General features: G+C 48.4%; 18 protein-coding genes. 2 read left to right on the top strand and 16 right to left on the bottom strand.

Annotated features, from left to right (window positions below; translation table 11 throughout):
* Nucleotides 1–35: 35 nt before the first annotated feature.
* The 15 genes from fliG to HGP28_RS09960 form a co-directional block, all read right to left on the bottom strand.
* Entirely contained in the window at nt 36–1,088 is a 1,053-nt protein-coding gene (gene fliG / locus HGP28_RS10030) for a flagellar motor switch protein FliG (protein WP_168836319.1), read from the bottom strand.
* Complete coding sequence (gene fliF / locus HGP28_RS10025) at nt 1,081–2,826, bottom strand: flagellar basal-body MS-ring/collar protein FliF (protein WP_168836318.1); 1,746 nt, start codon at nt 2,824–2,826, stop codon at nt 1,081–1,083. Before fliF ends, fliG begins: the two co-directional genes overlap by 8 nt.
* A gap of 120 nt (nt 2,827–2,946) precedes the next feature.
* Nucleotides 2,947–3,258, bottom strand: a complete 312-nt coding sequence (gene fliE, locus HGP28_RS10020; RefSeq protein WP_168836317.1) for a flagellar hook-basal body complex protein FliE — start codon at nt 3,256–3,258, stop codon at nt 2,947–2,949.
* Nucleotides 3,259–3,362: 104 nt separating this feature from the next.
* On the bottom strand, nt 3,363–4,865 hold the full coding sequence (locus HGP28_RS10015) for a sigma-54-dependent transcriptional regulator (protein WP_168836316.1): 1,503 nt from the start codon (nt 4,863–4,865) through the stop codon (nt 3,363–3,365).
* Complete coding sequence (locus HGP28_RS10010) at nt 4,866–5,924, bottom strand: sensor histidine kinase (RefSeq protein ID WP_168836315.1); 1,059 nt, start codon at nt 5,922–5,924, stop codon at nt 4,866–4,868. It abuts the gene before it with no gap.
* A 154-nt stretch (nt 5,925–6,078) separates the two neighbouring features.
* Nucleotides 6,079–7,545, bottom strand: a complete 1,467-nt coding sequence (locus HGP28_RS10005; protein ID WP_168836314.1) for a sigma-54 dependent transcriptional regulator — start codon at nt 7,543–7,545, stop codon at nt 6,079–6,081.
* A 298-nt stretch (nt 7,546–7,843) separates the two neighbouring features.
* A complete protein-coding gene (fliS, locus tag HGP28_RS10000; RefSeq protein ID WP_168836313.1) occupies nt 7,844–8,254 on the bottom strand; it encodes a flagellar export chaperone FliS in 411 nt (136 codons plus the stop codon).
* A gap of 12 nt (nt 8,255–8,266) precedes the next feature.
* Nucleotides 8,267–8,587 (bottom strand): flagellar protein FliT, encoded by a 321-nt coding sequence (locus HGP28_RS09995; RefSeq protein WP_168836312.1) that lies wholly within the window; start codon nt 8,585–8,587, stop codon nt 8,267–8,269.
* Between the two features lie 3 nt (nt 8,588–8,590).
* A complete protein-coding gene (fliD, locus tag HGP28_RS09990; protein ID WP_168836311.1) occupies nt 8,591–10,663 on the bottom strand; it encodes a flagellar filament capping protein FliD in 2,073 nt (690 codons plus the stop codon).
* An 18-nt stretch (nt 10,664–10,681) separates the two neighbouring features.
* On the bottom strand, nt 10,682–11,116 hold the full coding sequence (flaG, locus tag HGP28_RS09985; RefSeq protein ID WP_168836310.1) for a flagellar protein FlaG: 435 nt from the start codon (nt 11,114–11,116) through the stop codon (nt 10,682–10,684).
* A gap of 89 nt (nt 11,117–11,205) precedes the next feature.
* The gene (locus tag HGP28_RS09980; protein ID WP_168836309.1) at nt 11,206–12,336 is read right to left on the bottom strand and encodes a flagellin; all 1,131 of its coding nucleotides are present in this window, start codon (nt 12,334–12,336) and stop codon (nt 11,206–11,208) included.
* Between the two features lie 252 nt (nt 12,337–12,588).
* On the bottom strand, nt 12,589–13,731 hold the full coding sequence (locus tag HGP28_RS09975; protein WP_168836308.1) for a flagellin: 1,143 nt from the start codon (nt 13,729–13,731) through the stop codon (nt 12,589–12,591).
* 240 nt (nt 13,732–13,971) lie between these two features.
* The gene (locus HGP28_RS09970; protein WP_168836307.1) at nt 13,972–15,117 is read right to left on the bottom strand and encodes a flagellin; all 1,146 of its coding nucleotides are present in this window, start codon (nt 15,115–15,117) and stop codon (nt 13,972–13,974) included.
* Nucleotides 15,118–15,298: 181 nt separating this feature from the next.
* Nucleotides 15,299–16,207 carry a Dyp-type peroxidase gene (locus HGP28_RS09965; protein WP_168836306.1) on the bottom strand — a complete coding sequence of 303 codons (909 nt, stop codon included), beginning with the start codon at nt 16,205–16,207 and terminating at the stop codon, nt 15,299–15,301.
* 59 nt (nt 16,208–16,266) lie between these two features.
* The gene (locus tag HGP28_RS09960) at nt 16,267–16,743 is read right to left on the bottom strand and encodes a DUF2919 family protein (protein ID WP_168836305.1); all 477 of its coding nucleotides are present in this window, start codon (nt 16,741–16,743) and stop codon (nt 16,267–16,269) included.
* 473 nt (nt 16,744–17,216) lie between these two features.
* On the opposite strand from HGP28_RS09960, the gene HGP28_RS09955 reads away from it, so the two are divergent.
* Nucleotides 17,217–17,561, top strand: a complete 345-nt coding sequence (locus HGP28_RS09955) for a DUF2956 domain-containing protein (protein WP_168836304.1) — start codon at nt 17,217–17,219, stop codon at nt 17,559–17,561.
* A gap of 51 nt (nt 17,562–17,612) precedes the next feature.
* Here the strand turns inward: HGP28_RS09955 and HGP28_RS09950 are convergent, their stop codons facing one another.
* A complete protein-coding gene (locus tag HGP28_RS09950; protein ID WP_168836303.1) occupies nt 17,613–17,900 on the bottom strand; it encodes a winged helix-turn-helix domain-containing protein in 288 nt (95 codons plus the stop codon).
* 232 nt (nt 17,901–18,132) lie between these two features.
* Here HGP28_RS09950 and HGP28_RS09945 point away from each other — a divergent pair, with 232 nt between their 5' ends.
* Complete coding sequence (locus HGP28_RS09945) at nt 18,133–18,477, top strand: ArsC family reductase (protein WP_168836302.1); 345 nt, start codon at nt 18,133–18,135, stop codon at nt 18,475–18,477.
* The last annotated feature ends 3 nt before the right edge of the window (nt 18,478–18,480 follow it).

Below are 18,480 nucleotides of genomic sequence, written 5' to 3'. Positions count from 1 at the left end.
TGAGTGATAGTCTTGATACTTGAGGCCGAAAGGGATCAGAGGAACTCATCTGCACCGCCAGTGAGCATGATCTCACCACGCTCAGACAACTTGCGTGCGACCGCCAACACATCTTTTTGCGCCGCTTCCACATCAGCAACGCGCACCGGCGGCATGGCTTCGATATCTTCACGCATCATCTCTGCCGCACGTTTCGACATGTTACGGAAAATCTTATCGCGAAGCGTATCGTCGGCCCCTTTAAGTGCTTTTTGCAGCACATCTTGTGGGACGTCACGCAGCAATTTTTGAATGCCTTGGTCGTCGACTTCCATTAAGTTTTCGAAAACAAACATCAAATCTTGAATCTGAGTGGCCATGTCTTCGTCTTGATCGCGAATTTGCTCCATCAACAAACCTTCGACATTGTTGTCGAGGAAGTTCATGATCTCGGCGGCCGCTTTCAGGCCACCAATCTTGGCCGCTTGCGCGCCAGCTTGACCGGCAAACTGTTTCTCCATGATCTCATTCAGTTCAGCCAGTGCGGAAGGTTGCACTTCTTCTAGGTTGGCAATTCGCATCATCAAATCAAGCCGCACTCGTTCGGGGAATTGCGACAAAATTTCCGCCGATTGTTCCGCCTCAAGATAAGACAATACAATGGTCTGGATCTGTGGGTGTTCATTGACAATAATGCTCGCCACTTGACGTGGGTCCATCCACTTCAATGAATCGAGGCCTTTTGAGCCCGTCCCTAGCAGGATTTGATCAACCAAATTATTGGCTTTGTCTTCACCGAGCGCGGCGATCAGCGCGTTACGCATGAAGTCTTCACTGCCCATGCCAATGTTGGTGTATTTCTGAATATCTTCCAAAAAGGAGCGGTGCACCACCGAAACCTTGTCTTGACTCAAATCTTTGGCGCGCGCCATTGCGCTACCAACACGTTGTACCTGTTTCGGCTCAAGGTGACGAATGATCCCTGCCGCGTCTTCTTCATTCAGGCTCAGCAGCAAGATAGCGGCGCGCTCTTCGCCAGGAATAGACTCGATATCAATGGCTGGCAATTGCGCCGTCGGGTCGTCTCGATTTACTAATTCGTTAGGCATTGGTCATCCAATTTTTCACCACTTGAGCCGCCAATTCAGGCTCGTTAGCTACCAAGGCTCGCACCGCTTTAAGTACGTCCTCATCTTTGTGCAGATTTGGCAAATCTATGGTCGAGCCAAATTCAAACAATTCGCCGCTGTCGATGTCGCCACCAATTAAACTGGTTTCGCCATCAAGCCCGATTGGCAAACCATCCGGGCCATAGAGACTATCGTCATCTTCAGCCGCTGGATTGAGCAGTTTCTTCATCGCTGGGCGGATCAAAACAAACACCACCACAATGATCACGAGCGCGCTGGCAAACCAACGTACCCAATCGTTGAAGTTTGGATGCTCCCACAGCGGCACATCGGCAATTTGCTCAAGCTCTGGTGTGGCAAATGGCATGCTGAGCACATTAAGCAGGTCGCCGCGAAGCTCGCTAAACCCGACCGCGCCAATCAACACTTGGCGAATCGCATTGATTTCCGCTTCTGTGCGTGGCGTGTGGGTCACTTCACCGGTTTGTGGGTTTACATTGACGCGATCTTTAATTGCCACAGCAACCGTCTGCCGACTGACCACGCCAGTCTGTTTGCGTTCATGGCTGATGGTGGTATCAAGTTCGAAATTACGCGTTGATTCTTTGCGTACCGAACCTTGTCCCATGACTGCGCCATCCTTCATCTGCGCCACATCTTGCGGAATGGAAGCGTCGGCTGGCGGCTGATTACTAAGTGCGCCTGGCACGCCAGCAACCGTATTACCGTTGTTGTAATCTTCAAGCGCGTATTCGCTTCGAGTGGCAGGTGTATTGGGGTCAAATACTTTGCGCGTCTGCTCTACTGCGCTAAAATCCATTTCAATATCGACTTGGGCGGTGTAATTGCCCAAACCAAGAATTGGGATCAAAACCGAGTCAATTTTCTCACGTAATGATTGTTCTTGATTGCGCTCGAGCTCTTGCTCTTTACGATGCGCCGCTGAAACCGCATCTTGCGAACCAGAATTAAGCAGTCGACCGTGTTGGTCAGTCACAGTAATGCGGGCGGTTTTCATTCCGGGCACAGCGCTGGCGACCATATCGACAATCGAGTCAATTTCGGGCTGTTTGAGATTTGCACCTGTCGCTAGGGTTAAGAATACCGACGCCGACGCCTCTTGATTATGTCTGACAAAAACACTTTGCTTAGGCAGCGCTAGCAGAACGCGCGCTTTTCTAACTTGCTTCATCTCTTCAATGGCTTGCGCCAGTTGACGCTCGCGGCTGAGTTTTAATCGTTCTTGCTCTAAACGCTGCGAAACACCAAAACCCATGTCCTGAAGCAAAATGTCATCACCTGCCGCAGTTTGATTATTTAACCCTGCGCGCACCATATCGAGTTTGAGCGAGTTGTATTCGGCCGCCTCAACTAAAATGGTGTTCCCTTCAAGTTTGTAGAAGATTTTTTGTTGATCGAGATGGTCAAGCACCGGGATCAACTCTTCGGTTTCATACGCTCCCAGCGGACGCAGTTCCGGCTCTTTCATCCAAAAAAACAGCATGACAATAAGCGCAACGCAAATCGAAATCGACAGCACTAAAACCACTTGACGCATTAAATCGAGATCGCCAACCGCAAAATCAAATTTCGACGAACTGCGCTCATCCAAATCAGGATTCTGGCTATCGAGACGCTCAGCACTAGACGCAATTAACGCGCCATCACTGCTGCCATCACTTAATGCTAATTGTGTCGAACTGTTTTGCTCTGCCACTTCGTTTACCTAACTACTCTGATACTGTTTAACATGCCAATAGCCACGCGATGCCTTTAATCCGTAATGCGCGATAATACCCACTTCATTTGAAATTGCTGAGGTATGGCTATGAGCTTATTACACCGGCATGTTCATTAATTCTTTGTATGCATCAACCAATTTATTTCGAATTTGCACCGTTGCTTCAAAGGCTACACTTGATTTATTGCGCGCAATCATCACATCCGATAATGACACATCAGCATCACCGCGATCAAAACGGGTTTGCAGATCTCCCGAGGTTTTTTGCAGCCCATTCACGTTATTTAACGCCTGCGTTAGCATGTCATTAAAATCAGCGCCCACTTTTGCGCCCGATGGCGCAGTGGCGGTATTGCTGGCTTCAAGCATCATGGTGCGCATTTCACCGCTAAATCCATCAATTCTCATAACATCCTCAAAGCCAAATTATTGACTGGTTGATTTCGTATCATCACACTATTTTGACGCTGCAAAGCGCATGCCAGTGTCACGATGTTGTCGTGCGAGCGAACTTAGTTAGGAATATCAATTCCTGCATCGCGCATTTTTGCCAACTTATAGCGCAAAGTCCGAGGGCTGATGCCCAACTTGTCTGCCATCTCTTTGCGGCGTCCTTGGCACTCAATCAAGGTCTCTAAAATGATCGCATACTCTTGATCTCGCAGCTCGCCACCAAGCCCTTCGCCTAAAGAAGCCGAGCGCAACATCTCATTTACGCCAGCCGGTGCCGATGCCTCATTGCTCGCTGGAGCCCAACTTGCTGGCTCTGCCATCGCAGTGCGATGGGCCGTTGGATGCGATACCTCAGGAAGCGCTTGCGGCTTGATATTCGGAGCTGCCGTTTGAGGAAATTCCACCACTTGCTGAAGCGAGCTGGCATCATGCCAATCAACGCCCTCGAGCAGAATATGCTCACCATCAATGGCGCTATTGTTACTGAGGATCAGCGCCCGTTGAATGACGTTATCAAGTTCACGGACATTACCAGGCCAACGATAAGCGCGAAGCTTATTTAACGCAGAAAGCGAGAACTGTGGGGTTATCAGGCCCATTTTGCTACAGTGGCGTTCCGCCAAATGATGTGCAAGCGGCTCAATGTCGCCCGGCCTATCGCACAAAGCGGGCCACATCAATGGAAAAACGTTAAGGCGATAATATAAATCTTCACGAAAATTTCCCGTTTCAACGTACTGTTTAAGGTCGCGGTTACTGGTGGCTAAGACACGCACATCCAACTTAATACTTTTGCGACTGCCCAAGCGTTCCACTTCGCGCTCTTGCAGTACTCGCAGCAATTTTGCTTGAAGGTTTAAATCCATTTCGCTGATTTCATCAAGCAAAATAGTGCCGCCTTGTGCTTGCTCAAATTTACCCGGGCACGCTTGTACCGCCCCGGTAAAGGCGCCTTTCTCATAACCAAAAAGCGTCGCTTCCAGCATATTATCTGGAATGGCTGCGCAGTTAATCGCGACAAAAGGGCCATCTTTACGCAACGAGGCATTATGAATGTAACGTGACATTACCTCTTTGCCAGAACCGCTCGGCCCAAGCACCATCACATTCGCATCTGTACGAGCCACCTTATCGGCCAGTGCCAGTAGCCTTAAACTCTTTTCATCGGCAACCACGGCGTCGCCGTTGTCCTCTGATTTGACCGGCGCATAACGGCTCACCATGTTCAAGAGCACTTCTGGTGCAAAAGGTTTCGCCATATAATCAATAGCGCCATCTTTCATTGCAGACACAGCATCTTCAATGTTGGCATAAGCGGTCATCAGCAACACCGGCAAATTAGGCCAATGCTGTTTAATGCTGCGCAATAGCGCCAAGCCGCCCATTCCAGCCATTTGCACATCGGTGACAACAATATCAACCGGCTCCGCTTTGAGTTTAAGCAGCGCCTCTTCGGCGCAATCGGCTTCAAGCCACGCGTAACCTGCCAGCGCGAGCGTATCAACCAGAGCCTCGCGTAACCCCGCATCGTCTTCGACGATCAATACTTTGCTTTGTGCCATTTAGCACTCCTGTTGATTCGGTTGCGACTCGGCGCTCACCGAGGACGAGGTTTCTAAGGGAAGACAAACCGTGAAGCAGGCACCATCACCGGGCTCGGACAATAATTCCAATCGACCACCATGAGCGCGACACACCATCTGTACGACTGCCAATCCAAGCCCTGTGCCCTGAGATCGCGTGGTAAAAAATGGCTCCATGATTTTTTGTTGCAACTCGTGAGGCACGCCCGGCCCACTATCTTGCACTGAGACTCGCAACTCACCGTTTACCGCGCGAAAATAGATATCGATTTGCGCTTCTTTTCCCGCTATTTGTACTGCATTCAATACCAGATTACTTAGTGCTGAGGCAATGGCATTGACGTTTCCAAGCATTGTGACGTGCGCTTGCTCAACTTCTTGATGATAATCAATGGCATTACTGCGAAGTGCGGTTTCCACCATAGGGTAAAATTCATCCACCAACATTTGAATGGAGAATCGATTTAACACCTTATTGTCGCCACCTTTGGCAAACAGCAACATATCATTGACCTGCTTTTCTAAGTCATGCAGCCGATCCATTAATTTTGTTTGAAAGCGATCTCGAGTCGCGCTGGGCAAATTGGGCGCACTTAAGTTTGAGGCGTAAAGCATGGCACTCGACAGCGGTGTGCGCACTTGGTGGGCAAGCGAGGCGACCATACGGCCTAAAGATGATAAACGCTGCAAATCACTGACTCGAGATTGCAGTAAGCGAGTTTCGGTTAAATCCGTAATTAAGATCAGTTGACCGGTTGCTGAGGCTGAAATCGCCAAGCGAACACGCCGACCATTTCGTAGTGAAATTTCATGGCCGTCATCTTCTCGTGGATCGAACGCGGTTTGGATCACCGTGACCCATTTTTCATCCACTAACGGCACTTGCAAAATACGATACGCTTCAGGGTTGGCTTCACGCACCACCCCCTGCGTATCAAGCAAGATGACCCCAGCCGGCATCACCTCTAACACTTGCTTATATCGCTCAACTTGATGTTCAACAGAATCAAGGTGCGATAAATTGGTCACTGAGTTCATAAAATGGCTCGAAGGCTCTTCTGGCGGTCAATCAATACAATGCACTACGCAAAGCACGTGCCATCGCTATTTTGCTGGTCTGAAGACAAATTTTTGACGTTAAGCCGCCATTCAATCACGGCTTAACCTGCTGGTATAGCGCGTGTGTAACCGCTCAGCGCTGCAAATTGTATTTGCGCATTTTTTCCACCAGCGTCGTGCGGCGCATACCGAGCATATCCGCGGCGCGTGCCACGATGCCTGCCTGGGCCTCAAGCGCTTGATTAATCAGATTCACTTCAAGCTCGGCCACCATCTCTTTGAGGTTGACCCCGGTTGAAGGCAGAGCTTGTGGCGCATCAAAATGGTCATCAAATTCATTTTGTTCTTCAAAACAAAAATCTTCGGAAAAAATATTGGCAAGCACATCGCGCTCTTGCTCTTCTACATTTCCAAAACAGTTCATTTCGGGCTGAAACTCTGGAATATCGCTGTAACGATACTTCGTCGGTAAATGATTCACATCGACCAAACTGTTTGGGTATAGAATCACCATACGCTCAATCAGGTTGGCTAATTCGCGCACATTACCAGGCCAATGATGCTCCATCAGTGAATTCACCGCACGAGGGGTAAAACAGACGGGTTTGCCCCCTTCCGCTTCCATTCGCGCCATCAGCTCTTGCAGCAATAGAGGAATATCCGCTTTACGTTCGCGTAGGGCTGGCATCTCGATTGGAAACACGTTCAGGCGGTAGTAAAGATCTTCGCGAAAGGTGTCATCGGCAATCATCTGCTCCAAATTACGGTGCGTTGCTGCCACGACACGCACATTCACCTTAATGGTGCTATTGCCACCAACGCGCTCAAAACTGCGCTCTTGTAAGACGCGAAGTAATTTGACCTGCATCGGCATCGGCATATCACCAATTTCATCAAGGAAGATGGTGCCACCATTGGCCAGCTCAAAACGCCCTTTACGCGCAGTTAATGCACCGGTAAACGCGCCTTTTTCATGACCAAAAAGCTCACTTTCCAGTAAGTCGGGTGGAATTGCGCCACAGTTTATTGGCACAAATGGGCCTTTACTGTAGCTTGAGTGGTAGTGGATATTGCGTGCAACCACCTCTTTACCCGTGCCAGACTCTCCTAAAATAAGAACATTAGCATCGGCATGCGACACTTGTTCAATCAGGTGTCGCACCTCTTGGATGCCTGGACTTTGTCCGACCAAACTGCGAAACAAGGTGTTTTTGCGTGTCGATGCAATCACGTTCACCCCTTTGCGCCCTAAAAACTCCTTGCAGTGGCGTAACGCTTCGCTCAACTGCGGGTAATTCAAGGGCAGTTCGAGATCACCAACGTAACTCGTCAAATTTTCGACACGATGATCAACATTGCCCAATATGAGCAAAGGAATGTGATGGTGTTGCTGTAATTGTGCAATAACCGCGGCGCGATCATCATCGCGATGAATTGAGCCTAAAATGCAGCCGGTCCACGAAAGTGACCAGTCAAGTTGAGGCAATTGACTCGATGAGAAGGCGTCACAATGCTCCCCGACAAACTCGAGAATATTGCTTAATGTTAAGCGGCTTTGAGCGTCATCATCGATGACCAGCAATTTTGTCAAACCATGCATATCGAGAGTGATTGCCTTACTATTATTTTTTGGTTTATGACGAAAAAATATCAGATTAATAATTAGCCAAACCAGTTCTTTGGCTAAAGTGAATCGTCAATCTGCAATTTGGGGAAAAGATCACATGTTGTCGCATAACGACAATTTTCTGACCCACACCACATTCTTGTTATTATTCGACAACAAAAAAATGAAAAAAAGCCACTAGTGACCTAATGACTTCTATTCTATTTAAATAAATAAATAAGGCAACCGAGCAATTAGATACTTAATGCACGGGAATTTGACGCTACTCTGGTTAAATTCCGACCTCTGCAGCGGTCAAATTGTGATATTCTGCCGGAATTTGATCCCAAGCAGACTTAATTTCACGAATAATCTCGATAACGTCATCAATACCCTGAGGATCATTTTTGTGATTCGCATTCGATATTTGGGTTATCATAAACTCATACAATTGATCGAGGTTTCGAGCTATATCACCACCGTCGGCCATCGACAGGCAGCTGCGAAGGCCAATGATAATGTCTAACGCCTTGCCTAGGCGCTCGCCTTTTACTGGAATATTACCCGCCATCATCGCGGCTTTACCCTGAATCAAACGCTCAACGGCGCCAGCCATCAGCATCTGAATCACTTTGTGTGGTGACGCAGCACTGAGCTGACTGTCCACCGAGACTTTTTTGTATGCCTGTAAAGAACCGCGCATAATATTCCTCTTTTATGTAAATCTTTTGTAGTGCTGAATCGAGCGCTGACCTTGACGATACTGTTGCAATGCGCGTCCCGCGACGGCGGTCTCTTGCTGCATTTGAACCAATAATGTTTGCGTTCTTTGCACCACACTTTGCCATTCTGGCTGCTGCTTTAGTTCGGGCTGTATCGTCAGCTGATTAAGCAATGAGATAACTATCTCTTCTCTGCTATCGACCAAACCAACAATATCTTCAGTATTTGTGGTCGATTTTTTCAACTCTTGCTCAATAAGCTGATCAAGCTCACTCAATGCAGCAATCAGTTGGGCGAAATTGTCAGAACTCATCGGTTACCCCAACGCATTCATTAATGCACCCAACTGACCTTGCATTTTTCCCGTCGCGTCTTGCATTGCAGAAAATCGAGCGTGAGTGCGCTGCTCTAATCCGGCCATACGTCGGTCTAGGGTAAACTGGTCATCGCTGAGTCGGTAATTTTCTTCGGTTAAGCTGGTTTCTCGCGTGCGAATTGAGCCACCAACGCCGGTTAGACCTTGTATCGCATCTTCGATTTTACGTGCAAAACCCTCTCGCCCTGCGAAAAATTTCTCTAACTGATTGAAGTTTTTATTCAATTGGCGATCGAGCATCTCGTAATTAATTTCAAGCATGCCGGTGCGCGTGGTGGTGATGCCAAATTCCGTTAGGGTTTTGAGATCATCGGGTGCGTTTTCAATTCGGCTCGAGAATACCGCTTTAAGGCGAGAGTCGGCATTACGCACCGTACTATCGCCCGCTAAAGGGCCTTTTTGCCCGGTGGTGGGATCAAAAGAGCTGAGCGCTTTGGCTGTCTGGTAAAACTGATTGTACGCTTGAACAAAATTCTCAATATCACTGCGCACACTAGGCCGGTCGAACTCAACACCAATTTCCACCGGTGCTTTGCCAACAGGAGTCTTTCCTTTGATGGTCAAGTCGATGCCGTCGACGGCATTTTCAATCACATTATTATTACTGGCTAAACGCGCAATACCATCTAGCACGACAATAGAGTCTTGCCCTTTTTGCACTTCTTGCATTCCAGCGTAGGTATCAAAACCTTGCTCGGCGCTCACCAGTGCTGCTTGCGCTGCATCAATGGTTTCTAGACGCTGACGCTCTTGCGGCGCTAAGTCTTGGCGCTCGATGGCTTTGGCCTGCTCTGGCGTTAACTCGCCGCTTTCGACACGCGATTGCAGCGCCGCTTTTTCTTTTGCAACTTGAGCTTCAAGCATGGCTTTTTCTGCCGCTAAGTCGCGCTCAATTTGCGCCTGCTCAGCCTCAAAGCGCGCTCTGGCTTCACGAGCCGTTTCGTAAGAATCGGTTAACGTCCCCGAGGCGGTATTGGTCCATCCGGGAACATCAGGCGCCTTAGCTAATGCGGCTTCATCAAGCTCCAGCTCTGGCTCGTAATAAGAATCTAACAAGGTGCCAGACGCGGTGTCAGACCAGCCGCCAATACGCTCATCAGGCATTAAACCCGCTTGAGCTTGACGCTCGGCTATCGCTTGATAACCAGCTTCAGCCGCTGCCGCGCCAAACGAAGAAACAGGGGCATTGCTTGCCGATTGGGCCCTGGCATCATTGATGGGAGCGGCGTTCTGATCTGGGCTAGCTTCCCCCTTTTCGGGAGCGCTATCGGTATTCTTAGGTGAGATGGCCTTCTCATCGGCCACATCTTGGCTTTGATTTTCTGGCGCATTGGCCAAAATAATCGCTTGCGCTTTGCTTCGCGCCGTCTCGAGTGCTTTCACTCGATCTTCAAGAGTTTGATAGGCGAGTTTTTTGAGCGGATCTTGAGGATTTTCGGCATCGACCGTGACTTTCATCTGGTTCGCTTCACCCGACAAATTCGAGGCGAGTACCATACGCGGGCCATCCACATCATTAATGATTGATGCTCGCACACCCGGGTTATTGGTAGAACCGTTAACTGCACGGACAACGTCGGTCAACTTTGAATGACCATCAACATAAACATTAAATTGAGAGTCACCTAGAGAAATTTGCAGCTTGCCTGGGCCAAATTTTGCCTCTTTATCGAGAACTTCAGAGGCCACTTTATGACTTTGAGCAAGCTGCAACACATCGATGGCATACTTACCAGCAATCGCGTCGGTCGTGGCTGTTGCAGAAACAACAGTGTCATCACTGGTGTCCACTTTTCGCACCGCAAACGCTTTTTGGTCACGAAAATTGGTCATCAATGTTTTCATCGTATCGAGGGATTCTTTGAGTCGGCCATAGGCACTGATACTCGTCTCCACTTTTGCTCGCGCATTATCAATGCGCTGCTGCTGTGGCAGACGTTCAGCATCGACTATCTTGCTGACCATGGCATTAATGTCCATGCCACCTGACAGTCCTACAGGACCCATACTCATTGCATCACCTTATACGAATTACACCTTATCCACTAACAGTCCCGAACTGGCAGACTGAGCAGCTAAACGTCGAAGAATCGTCAACATCTCTTCATCCGGAATTTGGCGGATCACATCGCCCGTCTGGGCTTCATAGATCGTCACCACATCCCGTCCGGACTCTTCATCCACACGAAACGAAAGTCCTTTGTTTATTGAAGAGATGAATTCATTCATCTGCTCAACCATTTTTTGTCGCTCTTCTCGATTGAATTCTTGTTTCGCCTGCGCTTTTTCAAGCGCAGCCTCAACCGAGAGAGCCTGCTCTCGAACGGCCTGAATTGGCGCGTTATCTCGAGAGCTGACGACGTTGGGCACATTGCCACTGTTGCGGCCATTAATATTGCCAGCAACATTTGTGCCACCTTCTACTGTGTAAGGCTGGATGTTCGATGTGTAGGACGGTATTTCCATAGCACTCTCCCTTCCAACTTATGGCGTCAAGCCATCAACCAATGCGAATAAATTCATACAAGCAATGCCGACGCCAACGCAACCGATGTCTAACCTAGCAGACTCAATGCGGCGGAAGGCGACTGCTTGGCTTGTGCCAAGATAGAGGTACTTGCCTGCTGCAGAATTTGAGACTTGGTCATTTGTGTTGTTTCACGCGCATAATCGGTATCTTTGATACGTCCTAGCGAGGCGTTCACGTTTTCATTAATGTTGTCTAGGTTTGAAATCGCATGGCTAAAGCGGTTTTGGAATGCCCCCAAAGACGCACGTTGGCTGTCCACTTCTTTCAACGCGCTATCAATGATGGATACGGCTTCTTGTGAACCTGCGACACTGGTAACATCCACATCATTGACGGTTTTTGCACGGCCTTCACCCATATTGAGCGTGTTCGCCAAATCGCCACTGAATTCGATTTTGCCTTTTACCGCTTGGCTGCTAGCAAACACTTGCAGACGGCCATCTTCTCCCACCGAGGCTTTAACATCGCCACTTTGGCCATTGATGTAGGTCGCAACCTCTTCAAGATCATCACCACGTTTGGCGTTAATGGTCACCGCTTGCTCTTCACCATCACGGTTAACGTAATTCATGGTGAATTCAGACTCTTTGCCCACAGTCCAACCTGCTTTCATCGATTCGCCCGCTTGGTAGCTCATGCCGCCCATCGCTTTAGTATCGGAACGCAGATTGCCCATTTTAAGCAGTACAGACTCGCCAGAATCTGAACCAATCTGAAACGATTGTGCACCATAGGTACCGTTTAACAGACGATTACCACCAAATGAGGTTGTTTCTGCAATACGGTTAAGCTCGTCATTTAACGCTGACACTTCTTCTTGAATCGCCACGCGTTCACTGCGTGAGTTTGAACCGTTCGCCGATTGCAACGACAAGTCGCGCATCCGTTGAAGGATGTTGGTGGTTTCGGTCATCGCTCCTTCTGCTGTTTGAGCAATCGAGATCCCGTCATTGGCATTTTTAACCGCCATATCAAGGCCGCGACTTTGCGAGCTTAACCGGTTTGAAATCTGCAAACCTGCAGCGTCATCTCGAGCGCTGTTGATTTTATAACCAGATGACAAACGTTCCATGGATTTTTGCTGACCTTCAGACGCTTGATTTAAATAGCGCTGAGCAGTCATCGCAGACACATTCGTGTTGACGTTAATCGCCATAATCGATCTCCTTAGGCTTAGTAGTATGCATCTCGGTGTCTCTCACCTCACTTCAATGCATCTTATTTCTCTCAGTCTCTTTAACGGCGACTAAGATGTAACCTTTAGGAGAAAACGGGGAATTTTTTTATTTCTTGGTTCTTTTAGCGTAACAACGTGGCAAACTTCACAATTTTTGGTAACAAAAAAAACCGGCCGAAGCCGGTTTTTTGCTCATCTCTCACCATGAGCCAATGAGTGTCAGGGCGATGATTAACCCAACAAGCTAAGCGCTGAGTTTGGCGCCTGTTTCGCTTGAGCCAGAATCGAGCTTGACGCTTGCGAAAGAATTTGTGTTTTGGTGAGTTGCGTGGTTTCACGAGCAAAGTCAGTATCTTTAATACGGCTTGCTGATGCATTCACGTTCTCGTTGATGTTATCTAGGTTGTTGATAGCGTGGTCAAAACGGTTTTGGAATGCACCCAGCTCCGCGCGGTGGCTATCGACGTATTTTAGCGCAGCATCAATAATGGCAACCGACTCTTGTGAACCTGATACTGATGTTACATCAATGGTATCAACCGTCACTTTTTCTTTGCTCGCATCACTCATGCCAAGCTCACCAGCCAAAGAACCGCTAAATTCAACATCGCCATTCACTTTGTTGGTGCCTGCAAAGATTTGCAGTTTACCTTCAGCGCTAACCGACGCTTTCACCATGTCAGTTTGACCGTTGATGTATGTTGCGAGCTCTTCGATATCATCACCCGCTTTTGCGTTAATGTTGATAGCGTGCTCTTTACCATTAACATCTTTTAGTGTCATGTTGAACGCGTTCGCGTCTGCGCTTACATTCCAATCTTTGGTTTTACCTTCACCGCTCACTTTGTAGCTGGTGCCGCCCATCATTTCATTGTCAGAACGCATGTCGCGTAGGTTTAGCATCACCGCTTCACCGTTATCTGAGCCGATTTGGAATGATTTCGTACCGTATGTACCGTTTAGTAGACGGTTACCACCAAACGATGTGGTTTCTGCGATTCGGTTAAGCTCATCATTTAGCGCTGTCACTTCTTCTTGAATCGCAACGCGCTCTGCTTGTGAGTTTGAGCCGTTTGCCGATTGTAGCGACAAATCACGCATACGTTGAAGAATGTTGGTTGTCTCATTCATTGCACCTTCAGCAGTTTGTGCAATTGAGATCCCGTCGTTTGCGTTGCGCACTGCCACATCAAGACCACGGCTTTGGACATTCAAGCGGTTAGAAATTTGCAAACCCGCAGCATCGTCTTTTGCGCTGTTGATTTTAAAGCCAGAAGCCAAACGCTCCATTGACGTACTTTGTGCACTGTTTGCGCTGTTTAGGTAACGTTGTGCGGTCATTGCCGATACGTTGGTGTTTACACTTACTGCCATGATGTCTTCTCCAATTGATTTTCCGGTTTAGCGGTTTCCGACGTCTCGGAAAACCAAGTAGTTCTCTCAAAGTTACTTTTATTAACGGCGCAGTCTTGAAATTCTTTAGTGAAAAAATGCGTTTTCTTTAAAAAAAGTTCACTTGCCAAACAAATCGTGATGAAACAGAAAAAAGCATAAAAAAGTTGAACATTTTCACTCAAGTCTTGGTTAAGACTGTCGATACAGCTTCTCTTTTGCCTAGCCCAATAACGACAACACGAGGTTGGGGGATTGTTTCGCTTGCGCCAAAATCGTGGTGCTGACTTGTTGTAAAATCTGCTGTTTGACGAGTTGCGTCGTCTCTTTGGCATAATCTGTATCTAAAATTCGACTGTTTGATGCGGCCAGATTTTGCTGAACGTTATCTAGGTTATTTACCGCATGAGCAAAGCGGTTTTGATAGGCCCCCAACATGGCGCGCTCGCTATCGACATAAGCAAGCGCAGTATCAAGTACCGCGACGGCATTTTGCGCCTGCCCGACCGAACCGATGCTGACGCTATTAACCGTATGCTGAGTCACTTTGCCTTGCGATAAACCGAGTTCATCGGCAAGCGCGCCAGAAAAACGCGGTAACGTTGCGCCATGTAAATCGTCTTGGCCGAGATACAGCTGCAACTGACCATGCTCATTAACCGAGGCCGAAAAATCATCCGTTTGACCATTGATATACGTCGCAAGCTCTTCAATATCGTCGCCCGCCTTTGCCTCAATGGTCAGCGCGTCGAGATGGCCTTGCTTATTGGTGTATTCAATTGTCAGTGTGTTGCGTGGCGAAGTAACGTGCCAATTTTTACTGGCCATCGCAGCCGCCGTGACGCTCACACCGCCCATGCGACTATCGTCACTGCGCATTGAATTGAGCTCAATTTGTACCGCTTCGCCACCACTGGGCCCTATTTGAAACGCACTACGGCCAAACGTGCCATTAAGCAGCTTGCGCCCAGCAAACGAGGTTGCCTCGGCAATCCGATTGAGTTCGTCATTGAGCGCGCCAAACTCTTCATCAAGCGCTTGACGCTCTGCTTGACTGTTCGCGCCATTGGCCGATTGCAATGACAAATCACGCATTCGCTGCAAGAGTTGCGTACTCTCTTGCATCGCGCCTTCGGCCGTTTGCATGATGGATATGCCATCGTTAGCATTACGAACACCCACATCAATACCGCGGATTTGCGCGGTTAATCGATTCGAAATTTGTAACCCGGCAGCATCATCTTTCGCGCTATTAATCCGCTTGCCCGAGGCAAGGCGCTCAAGCGACTGGTTCAACTGCTGAGTCGCATTCGACAGTTGCCGCTGCGCCATAAGCGCAGAGACATTTGTGTTGACACTCATCACCACTGCTATGCTCCTCAAAGTTAGTTATTTAGTTTTCGGCAGGGGGAGCGAATTCTTGAGATAACTAAAGGGGAATAATGTGGTGAGTGAGTCCGCGGGGCTGACAATGAGGGAGACAAAAGAAAAAAAAGAAGCCGAAGCTTCTTTTTTCTATTCAACAAGCAAGACACGCGTCCATCAACAATCAGGCATTGCGTAGACGTAACGATTGCAGCATCGCAGCCGATGGCGCAAAGAAATAAGCGCCTGTGACTGCCTTGGTAAAGCGCAGCAGTTGATCCGTTTTGCCATCGGTTACGCCATACATGCTCTCAAGCATGGCGGTAAAGTTATGGACCGTATGGCAATAGGCGATAAACAATAAGCCATGCGCGCCAGTCACACTGCCGTATGGCAAACTATGACGCACGATTTTCAGCCCTTTGCCCTCTTCTTTGATATCAACCCGACCGACATGAGAAGCGGCAGGCACATCATCAAGCTCAACCGAGTCTGGCTTGGTGCGACCGATCACCTTCTCTTGCGCGGCGATGTTTAAGCGATTCCACGCTGGCAAATTATGCTCAAAACGTTGCACCATGACATAACTGCCACCAGCATGCTCACCATCGGCGACCAATGCCACTTCGGCACGCGCCTCTGCTTTCGGGTTTTCGGTGCCGTCGATAAAATCGGTCATATCACGCGCGTCAAGGTAGCGATAACTGTACGTTTCATCCACCAGCTCAACGTGCTCAACCACCTGCTCCATCCATTTACGCAGCAGATAAAAATGCAGGTCATGGCGCTCTGAATGACAGTGGATCAAAATATCAGCTTCAACACTCGGCGCTGAAATATCCCCTTCCCCAAGTTCAGGGAACACGGTGAGTTCGGCAGGCATAGTTTGCTCAAATTGCTGCCACATACGTGGACCAAAAGCCACTGAAAGTGTCAGGTTAGCGTTGGGCTGAGTGCCATTAAGCTCAGTGACAAGAGCGGGCAGCGCTTGCAATTGCGCGAGTACATGCGCCGGTTCACTTTTGATATTAAATTGCGCAAACAGGGCAAACGCCCCTGCTTCTGGCAAAATCGCGGATTGAGACAAAGACATCACATTCTCCTTTTTTGCCACAGTTTAGAGAGATTTTCTCGTCAAATTATTGATAAAAATCACTTTCGCTTAACATCTGTATGAAATGTAGGTAGCCAGAAGCACTCTTTTGCCCAGCGAGCGTTGAGCAAGTAAAGCGCAAGCCAAAATAACGCTACCAAAGTGATGCCATTCACCCAATGGAAGGTACCGTGAGTAAGCACCACTTGATGAAAGGTCTGTCCTAGCTGAATCAGCGTAGAACAGAAAGTCACTGGCCAACCCAGACGCGTCAGTCGGTTCACCCAAAGGCGCTCAGGTGTGCGTAAACTAATAAGCCACATTAATATAAGGCTTGGCGTGCCCAGTGACAGACTAAAATACAACACCTCGTCATTGGGAAAAAGAAACGGCAAAATATCACTGTCAGACTCACGACTCACGCTTGCCAGCGCAAACACAACCCATGAGCGGGCCAGAAAAATCCAACCCAGCCATAGCCAGAGTGGCGGTTTTAAAAAACCGTTTTCATCATAATTATCAAAATGGTATCGCACAAAATTCTCATTATTTTCATCCACCACTCTTGTGGTGACATTTGTCAGCGTCAGCCCCTTTTTATACCCAAGTAACCTCAAGATGCATGGTTCAGCGAGAATGACTTGGTTTGTCAGTGAGGCGAGGATTTGAAGATTGAGTGGTTCTCAATCGAAAATCGTCAACAAAGCTGATGAGCCAAGGCAGCTCGCCCTTTGGGAGCCAATCACTGAACCGAGAGCTGCGTTAAACAACTTGAAAATAGGCTCGCTATTTCGCTGCGTTGTTTGCCTTGCTCTCAGCTCAGTGAGCCGGCTCTGAATCCAGCATCTTGAAGTCACTTGGGTATACATTACTAGATGGACGTCGCAAGGCTAGCGGTATTTTGTGGCAAAAGATGTGATGGCTGCAAGCCTCATCGTGCACGCTCATCAATTCCCTCGAGCCAGTAAGCACGTTACAATGATGATCTGCCAAAAAGGAAGAGAATACGATGAAACCTGCCGCCCCTTCGGTAGAGACGCAGCAAGAAGCAATGAAAATTGCTCGAGCGACGCAAACTCCCGGACAAACCAAAGAGCAAACCAAGCTGATTGCACAAGGCATCGAAAAAGGCATCGCGCAATACAAAAAGCAGCAAAAAGAGCGCCAACGTCAAGCAAGCCGTAGTAAGAAGAAATTACTCAAAGAGAAACAGCGGCACGCTGATGACATCACCACAGAGTCGCCCTCGACTTTGACGCAAGCAAGCCCGGCGAAACACGCCAATGCTAGCCTACCTTGGGCTTTGTTACTTATCAGCTGGCTAGGATTTATGGGTTATATCACGCTGGTATAAAAATACGCCCAACGGGCGTATTTTTAATCAACGGACTCAAGCATGACAAGGTCACGCTTCAAAGCCCAAACTCGTCGCAATATCGCGCTCTCGCTCAAGCACCCATTGACTGTCAAACGGGCCCCAATCGGAGAGTTGATAATATCCGTCATTATGCCGACGCCCATCTTGAACAAACATCAGCTCAATACCAATACCCGGCAGCGCTTTGAGTACATCTTGAATCGTACGGCGCGGCCAGCCGGTTTTTTCAATCAGTTTAGGAACATTGGGTCTTTCCAGACTCTCGACCAGCAAAGCCAGATACAACCGCCTTGCGAAAACAGGACTCAATTCCATTGATACCTCCAAAATTTATGCAAATTCATTATTTCCGTTTCACGCGCGTGCGTGTTGAGGCGGATCAAAGCCAAGCGGATTCACTCGCACAATTTTGATAATTTTCTGACCACAACCAAATCTCATGCCCTTTTTCGCCGTTTTACCTCTTGAACAACGGACAAACTTTGTTTCGCCTGACGCTTCTTGATAGGATGCAAGTTTGCAACAAATTCGAACAAGGGACGGGACTATGACCACTGTTATGTACGGCATTGCCAATTGCGACACAGTCAAAAAAGCCAAAAAATGGTTACAACAGGCTGAGGTCGAATTTTCATTTCATGACTACCGCAAACAAGGCATTGATGCCGCTTTGGTTGAGCGTTTTTGTCACGAGCTTGGATGGGAAAAGGTGCTTAATAAGCGCGGCACGACCTATCGCGGCTTAACCGATGAGCAAAAGGCCAGCCTAAACCAGAATACTGCGGTAGATTTACTGGTTGCTAATCCAGCAATGATCAAACGCCCGATACTGGAAACCGATGGCCACCTTCAACTCGGATTTACCCCGGCGCAATACGCCACTTTGTTTTAAAAG

Origin of the sequence: Vibrio agarilyticus (assembly GCF_012641465.1) — a bacterium.
GTDB classification, from domain to species: domain Bacteria; phylum Pseudomonadota; class Gammaproteobacteria; order Enterobacterales; family Vibrionaceae; genus Vibrio; species Vibrio agarilyticus.
The sequence above is the reverse complement of the archived record's forward strand: the minus strand, read 5'-3'. Positions and strand labels throughout refer to the sequence as shown.